This is a genomic window from Solirhodobacter sp. (genome assembly GCF_964715405.1).
In genome coordinates, this window is the sequence record NZ_CBAICG010000037.1 from 25,978 (window position 1) to 33,936 (window position 7,959).

8 protein-coding genes are annotated in these 7,959 nt (G+C 65.9%); all 8 read right to left on the reverse strand.

All coding sequences use genetic code 11. The features are described from left to right. Positions 1-158: 158 nt before the first annotated feature. The 8 genes from AC11WY_RS14840 to AC11WY_RS14875 all read right to left on the reverse strand — a co-directional run bounded on the left by AC11WY_RS14840 (position 159) and on the right by AC11WY_RS14875 (position 7,670). On the reverse strand, positions 159-1,403 hold the full coding sequence (locus AC11WY_RS14840) for a hypothetical protein (protein WP_482926854.1): 1,245 nt from the start codon (positions 1,401-1,403) through the stop codon (positions 159-161). Then, positions 1,396-2,838: a pyridoxal phosphate-dependent decarboxylase family protein gene (locus tag AC11WY_RS14845; RefSeq protein ID WP_482926856.1), complete on the reverse strand. Its 1,443-nt coding sequence runs from the start codon at positions 2,836-2,838 to the stop codon at positions 1,396-1,398. Before AC11WY_RS14845 ends, AC11WY_RS14840 begins: the two co-directional genes overlap by 8 nt. A 908-nt stretch (positions 2,839-3,746) precedes the next feature. Beyond that, positions 3,747-5,705 (reverse strand): DNA topoisomerase IV subunit B, encoded by a 1,959-nt coding sequence (gene parE / locus AC11WY_RS14850; protein ID WP_482926858.1) that lies wholly within the window; start codon positions 5,703-5,705, stop codon positions 3,747-3,749. 64 nt (positions 5,706-5,769) lie between these two features. Next, positions 5,770-6,171: a DUF2177 family protein gene (locus AC11WY_RS14855; protein WP_482926860.1), complete on the reverse strand. Its 402-nt coding sequence runs from the start codon at positions 6,169-6,171 to the stop codon at positions 5,770-5,772. Between the two features lie 100 nt (positions 6,172-6,271). Beyond that, on the reverse strand, positions 6,272-6,631 hold the full coding sequence (locus AC11WY_RS14860) for a hypothetical protein (RefSeq protein WP_482926862.1): 360 nt from the start codon (positions 6,629-6,631) through the stop codon (positions 6,272-6,274). 84 nt (positions 6,632-6,715) lie between these two features. After that, complete coding sequence (locus AC11WY_RS14865; RefSeq protein WP_482926864.1) at positions 6,716-7,039, reverse strand: arsenate reductase family protein; 324 nt, start codon at positions 7,037-7,039, stop codon at positions 6,716-6,718. 11 nt (positions 7,040-7,050) lie between these two features. Then, complete coding sequence (locus AC11WY_RS14870) at positions 7,051-7,425, reverse strand: type II toxin-antitoxin system death-on-curing family toxin (RefSeq protein ID WP_482926866.1); 375 nt, start codon at positions 7,423-7,425, stop codon at positions 7,051-7,053. Beyond that, positions 7,422-7,670 carry a hypothetical protein gene (locus tag AC11WY_RS14875; RefSeq protein WP_482926868.1) on the reverse strand — a complete coding sequence of 83 codons (249 nt, stop codon included), beginning with the start codon at positions 7,668-7,670 and terminating at the stop codon, positions 7,422-7,424. The genes AC11WY_RS14870 and AC11WY_RS14875 overlap by 4 nt, the downstream gene beginning before the upstream one ends. Positions 7,671-7,959: the final 289 nt, after the last annotated feature.

Below are 7,959 nucleotides of genomic sequence, written 5' to 3' on the forward strand. Positions count from 1 at the left end.
GTCCCGGGCGCCTCCTCGCGCGGCGGGGTCGGGGGGAACAGATGACCGTCGGCGTGCGCATTCACCGGAGATTCCTCCCGTTTTTCCTGCGACTTGCTCTTCTGCCTCGCATCCTAGTGTAGACCGATTCAAGGCTTTTCTGTGGCAACAGGTCGCAGTCACGACACTGGCCGGGGCAATCCGTGGCGCGAAAGCATCGTTTGAACGGCGGACATCAGGCGGCGCATCGCCGGGCCCTTGTAGGGAAAGACCGCCGGGTCATCCATGTCGTGCACGATCAGCGCGACATCGACCTCGAACACCAGCAGGCGGCCGTCGGGCGCCTCGGCGCAGTCGAGGCCGAAATAGTCGAGCCCGATGCGGTCGGCCAGCGCGGCGAAGGCAGCGGCATGGCGGCGGGCAAAGTCGGTGTCGAACCCGGCGATCCAGGCCGCCTCGGCGGCGCGTTTGGCGGCGTCGGCCTCCATCCCGGCGCTGAGGTAGTGGACGATCCAATCCTCCGAGAGGGCAAGGTGCACCGGATAGGGCCGCCCCTCGACCTGCACGACGCGGCCTTTGGCATAGAGCCCGTGCGGGCCGCGGAAATCGATGAAGCGCGTCAGGTAGAACGCATCCGCGCTGGTGTCGGCGAGGATGTCGGCAAGGTGCGCGGCATCGAGCACCCGTTCCATCCCGGCGCCGGCATGGGTGCCGACCGGGCGCAGGATCAGCGGCCAGTGCAACCCGGGATACAGCGTTTCAGGCGCGGTGCCGGTCGCCAGCGGTGCCAGCGCGGCGCGGTCGGCGTGGACGGTGGGCGGACAGAGCACGCCGGGCGCATCGGCCAGAAGCGCCGCAACCCCGTCGCGCGTCAGCCGGGCGATACGGGCGGGGGTGCCGTTCAGCATCGGGCGGGGAAGGTCCGCCAACATCGGCGCCAGCCGGGCCAGCACGGCGCGATGGGCGGGGGCCTCGCCGATCGCCAGCATCGCGGCGTCATGCGGTGGCAGGTCGTCGAGGCTGTCGGTGTCGGCATCGACATAGTGCAGCCGCAGCACGGCATCCGAGCCTTCCAGCAGGAAGTCGAGCGGGGTGTTTGCCATGAAGTCGCCCGGCGTGACCAGCGCCAGCACATGGCGCCCGCTGCCGTCGCCATGCACGACGGCGTAGTCGCGCCGGATCCGCATTGCCTCGGCCAGCAGCGCCTGCGCGGGCGCGGGTTGCCGCTGTGCTTGCAGGACGGTCGCAAGGTCCACCATCGCGGCGGCATCCAGCGGGTCGGCCTCCAGCCGGGCAATGAGCCGGGCGGCCTCGGGGCGAAGGTCGCCCTGCGCGAAGGCGATGCGGGCCAGCGCGGCAAGGCCGGTCAGGCAGGCGGCGGGGGGCGGCAGCGGGCGGGGCGGAGGCGAGTGGGGTTCAGGCAAGGCTGGCCTCCAGCCGCAGCACGCCCGCCACCAGCGCGTCGATATCGGCGGTGGTGGTGCGGTGGTTGACGATGGCGGCGCGGATCGCGGGCACGCCGTTTATGCGCGTCACCGAAGGCGCCACGCGCCCCTCGTGGTGCAGCGCCTCGACGATGCGGGCGCTGCGGCGGCCATCGCTGTCACCGGCGGGGCGAAAGCAGACGACGTTCAGCGCCACCGGGGCGAGCAGGTCCAGCCCCGGCTCGGCGGCGATGCGGGTGGCGAGGTGGGCGGCCAGCGCGCACGTGCCCGCGATCATCTCGCCCATCGCGTCGAGCCCATAGGTCTTCAGCGTGAACCACGTTTTCAGCGCGCGGAACCCGCGCGACAGGTCGGGCCCGGTGTCGCAGGGCCACCAGTCGCCGCCCGCAAGGCCGGTTTCGGCGCGGCTGAGGTAGGCGTTGTCGGCGGCGAAGGTGTCACGCTGCCACGCCCGGTCGCGCACCAGCAGGTAGCCCGCGTCATAGGGCACCTGCAGCCATTTGTGGAAATCGAAGGCCAGGCTGTCGGCGCGTTGGATGCCGTTCAGCAGCGGCGCGAGGCGGGGCGAGAGGCGGGCGAAGGCCCCCAGCGCGCCATCGACGTGGAAATGCAGGCCCCCGGCGGCGGCGCGGTCGGCGAGCGCGGGCAGGTCGTCGATCGCGCCGGTGTTCACCGTGCCCGCGGTGCCGACCAGAAGGAAGGGCCGCGCCCCGGCCGCGCGGTCGGCGGCAATCGCGGCATCCAGCGCGGCCAGGTCGATCCGGCCCATCGCGTCGGCCGGGATCAGCCGCAGCGCGTCGCGGCCCAGCCCCGCCATCTCCATCGCGCGGGGCACGCAGCCGTGCACCTCGGCCGAGGCATAGGCGGTGAGCCGCGCCGCGCCGATGCCGTCGCTGCGGACCGCAGGCCCCAGCGCGCGGGTGCGGGCGATCAGCACGGCGAGGAAGTTCGCCTGACTCGCCCCGGTCAGGAAAATCCCGTCGGCCGTCGCCGGAAAGCCGTAAAGGTCGCGCATCCAGAGCGTGATCTGGCGTTCCACGGCGATCGCCATGTGGTCGCGACCGCCGACGTTGGCGTTGAAGCCCGCCGCCAGCATTTCGGCCAGCATCCCCACCGGGGTGCCGCCGCCCTGCACCCAGCCCATGAAGCCGGGATGGGTGTTGCCCGCGCCGTAGGGCAGCACATGGGTCAGGAACTCGCCGTGCACCTGTTCCAGCGCGGTCGGCGCCTGCGGCAGGGGCGCCCCAAAGGCCGCGCGCGCCGCAGGCGGGGCGGGCTGCCAGAGCGGCAGATCGCGCCGGTGTTCCAGATGGTCGAGCATGTCATCGAGCATCCGGTGCGCCTGCGCCCGCAGCCCCGCCCAATCCTGCGGGTCGAGCGTGGTGCTGCCCGGTGTGTCGTTCTGGTCAGACATCCTGTCCCTTCCGGTCGAATCCTTCCGTGGCAGGGATAAGACAACGGAAAGGTTGCGTCTTGGCTAAAATTTGGGGCGGGTGGGGTGATTTGCAACCGAAGATTGCTAGCTTTGGAATAAATCGTGATAGAGTTTTTCGGCAAAATCCGCGACGGCAGAAAGGGCCAAGACGACGGTTAACCAGAATAGGCGTCTATTTTGTTTTAAATTATCAACGTGACGTCTTTCGGATAAATCGTGCTCGGTCAATGTCGCGATGGCCTTGGGCGCAAGTCGATATGCGTCCGCGACTCTTCTTAAGTCATCTGATTCGCATAAGGAGTCCAGAATGAAACTCAATCGTGAGCTCTCCTGAAAGTAACTTGGATGGGAGAATATCATATTCGAGTAAAGCAACTCCATCACCGCCGTAAGCGAAACGTCAGGCTCGATAGTTTGTCGTCGATCTCCCATTAGAAAATAGGTATGGTTGGTGACTTTTCGAAGAACCTCCATTCGGTCATGCTGAAACGAAACAATCTTGTTGAATCTTCTTTGTCTAAGCTCCCGCAGAAGCCAATTACGCCATGTGCGCATAGATAGGAAGTGACATAGGAATTCAATGGGAGAATCATAGGTTACTTGCAGACCGCGAAATATCTCCATAAAGAAGATTTGATAGTTTCGCAATTCGTCCAGCCTTAGTGTTACGTCCTTTGAGTAAGATGATCCTTCCCACTCCTTTCCTACAATTTTGCACCGAGTAATCTCCTGTACTAATATCTCTTTATTTGAATTTAGGTTTCTAGCTTTAGTTACTATAAAATTAGAGTCGAGTAACGATACGGCCCTATCAAGGGGTGGACGGCGGCGCAAGGCGAGAGAAATCGCGGCGTAAGCTACTACTCGATTGAGCATGTCTCGTATCATCACACATCCAACTCCTCCACGAACCGTGCATTCTCGCTGATATACTGGAACCGCAGTTCCGGCTTCTTGCCCATCAGCCGTTCCACCAGGTCGCTGGTCTCGCCCGGGAACTCGTCGTCGATGTTCACCCGGATCAGCTTGCGCGTCAAAGGGTTCATCGTGGTGTCTTTCAGATCCTTGGCGTCCATCTCGCCGAGGCCCTTGAAGCGCGAGACGTCGATCTTGCCTTTGCCGCCGATGCCCTTGGCGAGCCAGGTCTCTTTCTCGGCCTCATCAAGGCAATAGACCCGCTTGGCGCCCTGGGTCAGGCGAAAGAGCGGGGGGCAGGCGAGGTAGAGGTGGCCCTTGTCGATCAGCGGGCGCATCTGGGTGAAGAAGAAGGTCATCAAGAGGCTGGCGATATGGGCGCCGTCGACGTCGGCGTCGGTCATGATGATGATCTTGTCATAGCGCAGATCGTCGACGTTGAACTTGGTACCCATGCTGACGCCAAGCGCCTGACAAAGGTCGTTGATCTCCTGATTGGCGCCCATCTTGGCCGACGCGGCGCCAAGCACGTTGAGGATTTTACCGCGCAATGGCAGCAGCGCCTGATTGGTGCGGTCGCGCGCCATTTTGGCCGAGCCGCCGGCCGAGTCGCCCTCGACGATGAACAACTCGGTGTTGTCGCGGTTGGTGGCGGAACAATCGGTCAGCTTGCCGGGCAGGCGCAGCTTTTTGGTGGCGGTCTTGCGCTGGGTTTCCTTTTCCTGCTTGCGGCGCAGGCGTTCCTCGGCGCGCAGCACGAGGAAATCGAGGATCGCCCCGGCGGCCCTGGTGTCGGCGGCGAGCCAGTTGTCGAAATGGTCGCGCACCGCGCCCTCGACCAGCCGGGCGGCCTCGGCGGTGGCGAGGCGGTCCTTGGTCTGGCCGACGAATTCGGGTTCCGCGATGAAGCAGGAAACCAGCGCGCAGCCGCCCGTCAGCAGGTCGTCGCGGGTGATTTCGCTGGCCTTGCGGTTCTTGACCCGCTCGCCATAGGCGCGGATGCCCTTGAGGATGGCGGCCCAGAATCCGGCCTCGTGCGTGCCGCCCTCGGGGGTGGGCACGGTGTTGCAGTAGCTTTGGGTGAAGCCGTCGAGGACGGGCGTCCAGTTGATCGCCCATTCCACTTGCCCGGGAACATTGAACTTTTCGGTGAAGGACACCCGCCCGGCGAAAGGTTTGTCGGCGTAGGTTGGCGCCTTGCCGAGGGTTTCGTTGAGGTAGTCAGCGAGGCCACCGGGGAAGTGGAACGTTGCCTCGACGGGCGTGTCGCCGTCGGGGATGGCGGATTTCCAGCGAATCTCGACGCCCGAGAACAGGTAGGCCTTTGAGCGGACCATCTTCAGCAGGCGCGCGGGCTTGAACTGGTGGTGGCCGAAGATCTCGGCATCGGCGTGAAAGGTGACGGCGGTGCCGCGGCGGTTCGGGGCGGGGCCGATCTTGGCGATCGGGCCGGTGGGCAAGCCGCGGCTGAATTCCTGCGCGTAAAGCTCGCGGTTGCGGGCGACCTCAACCCGCATATGGTCGGATAGCGCGTTGACCACCGAGGCGCCGACGCCGTGCAGGCCGCCCGAGGTCTGGTAGACCTTGCCCGAGAACTTGCCGCCGGAATGGAGCGTGCAGAGGATCACCTCCAACGCCGATTTGGTCGGGAACTTGGGGTGCGGGTCGACCGGTATGCCACGGCCATTGTCCTTGATCGTGCAGGAATAATCGGCGTGCAGCTCCACCTCGATCCGGGTCGCGTGGCCCGCCACCGCCTCGTCCATCGCGTTGTCGAGCACCTCGGCCACAAGGTGGTGCAGCGCACGCTCATCCGTGCCGCCGATATACATGCCGGGGCGTTTGCGGACCGGTTCCAGCCCTTCCAGCACCTCGATGGAATTGGCGTCATAGGCATTGGAGGCGGCGTCGCCGTTCAGAAGGTCGTTCATCGTGCCCTCGTGCTGCTCTTGAGGGCCGAATAGACCACCGCAGCCGCCCGGGCGCAACCGTGGCTCAGGGCCGAAACCGCCGGGTCAGCACGACGCCCGCCCAGGCGGCGAAGCCGGTCAGCACCGTGCCCCAAAGCGTGTCGGTGATCACCATCCGCAGCGCCCAGGGGGCAAGGATCGCGTAAGCGGTGAACTCGAACGTGCCATAGGCCATCACCCCCAGCACGGCACCACGCAGCGCAGCCTGCACCGGGCGCCTGACCTTCAGTGCGGGCACCGACACCAGCGCCAGCAGCCCCGCGATGTAGCCCGCATAGAACAGCGCGGCAGGCCCGGCGCGCATGTCCACCAGCAGCACGCCCTGCAGATGGGCGGCGAACAGCGGGCGCATCACGGTGACCAGCATCACCGCGTCGAGCCCGAGGAAGATCACGGCGGTGAGGAGATACAGCAGCATCAGGCGCATCGGGCTCTCCGCTTGGGACAGCGGGGATACGGCCACCACGGGCGGCCGGATCACTGACGCGCCAGAGGGGCGACCCTTGCGGGGCCGCCCTGGTCTTGGCTTAGCGGCACTCGATCGTCATGACGTCAAGCTGGATCGGCCGGTTGTTGTGGTCGTGACCGGGCTGATGGCTGATCGGGTCGCTGCCGCGGTAGGCGTGGCGGCCGGGGCCGCACTGCGGGCCGAAACCGCCCAGCAGATCCTGCTCGCGCACATGGCGGCGGTCGTAGCGCACGACGTAGTGGTCGTTGTCGCGGCGGTCGGCGCCGTAGACATAGGGCTGGATGCGGCTGTCGAACACGATCTCGGCCTGAACCGGGGGCGGCGGCGGGCCCGGTTGGCGCGGGCCGTGATTGTCCATCGGTTCGCACCCGGCGAGGGCTGCGAACAGGAACGGAACGAACAGGGCGGCTTTGTGCATGGGATGCTCCTTTGGCTGCGGTGCGTGCAGTCTGCCGCCGCGGCGCCGGGCCCGCGCTGATCGGCATCAGCATCGGCGGGGATTTCAGAGCCAGGCGGCCTGCACCTTGTCATCCCAGCCCAGCGTCATCTTGTCGCCGTCACGCAGCAGCGGCCGTTTCATCAGCGCGGGCTGCGCCAGCAGTTGCGCGTCGGTATCCGACTCGCGCAGCCAGTCGCTGAGCCCGCGCCAGGTGGTGGAGGATTTGTTGATCAGCGCGGGCCCGAATTCCTGCACCAGCGGCGCCCAGTCCGCCTCGGTCATCGGCGGCGACCGCAGGTCGCGGAAGGTCACATCATGCCCCGCCGCCTGCAACGCCTTCAGCGCCTTCTTGCAGGTGTCGCAGGTGGGAATGCCGTAGAGGATCATGGGGTCTCCTGTCAGGTGAGGGTGCGCAGCCAGTGGGCGAGGTCGGCCTCGTCGATCTGGCCCTGCGCGGCGCGGATGATGGTCTGGCCCACGGCCTCGGTCTCCCACGCGATCCGGATGCCGTTGAGGTCAAGGCACACGTCCATCGCCTGATGCGCGGTGCGCTTGTTCCCGTCGTTGAAGCAGTGACCCTGCGCGATGGCAAGCGCATAGGCGGCGGCGAGGTCGAAGACGTCCCCGATCAGGCCATAGGCGAGGCGGTTGTCCACGCGGGCCAGCGCGCCCTCCAGCGATTTGTCGCGGGCGCGGCCGGGTAATTCGCCGGGGTTCAGCACCGCATCGTGGATCGCCTCGACAAGATCGGGCGTCAGCAGGACAAAGGTCATCTGTCGCGCAGGTAGTCGAGCACGGGCTGGTTCACGGCCCGGCGCCGGGCGAGGCTTTCCATCACCTCCTCGCGCGTCGCGACCCGGTGCGCGGCGTTGCCGATCGCCTCGATGGGGACGAAGTAGCCCACCACCGCCGAGTTCTTCAGGATCGCCACCGGCTGCCCGCCCGCGCGTTCCAGCACCTTATGCGGCTCGCGCATCTCGGTCATCGTGGCGATATGGGGGGTGAGGAGGCGGGTCATGGCGGGGTCCGGGTGAGGAATGTATGGTGGAATATGGACCGGGGTGTGTATTTTTGCAAGGAGTGAAGCGCGATGCGTTCGAGGGGAAGGTGGAGCGGGTGGGGTAGGGGGGTGGGTTGGCACCCACCCAACTCTTTCTAATCGTAAGCGCGACGTCGACCACCTCCTGCCATTGCTGATCTGATGCGGGCATTCTTCGCGCACATGTGCGGCGGAGGATTTGGATTTGGAGAGAGACGGCAAAGTGGGCGTCCATTTGGACGGCTCAAGGGGTGGTTGGGTTTCGCGG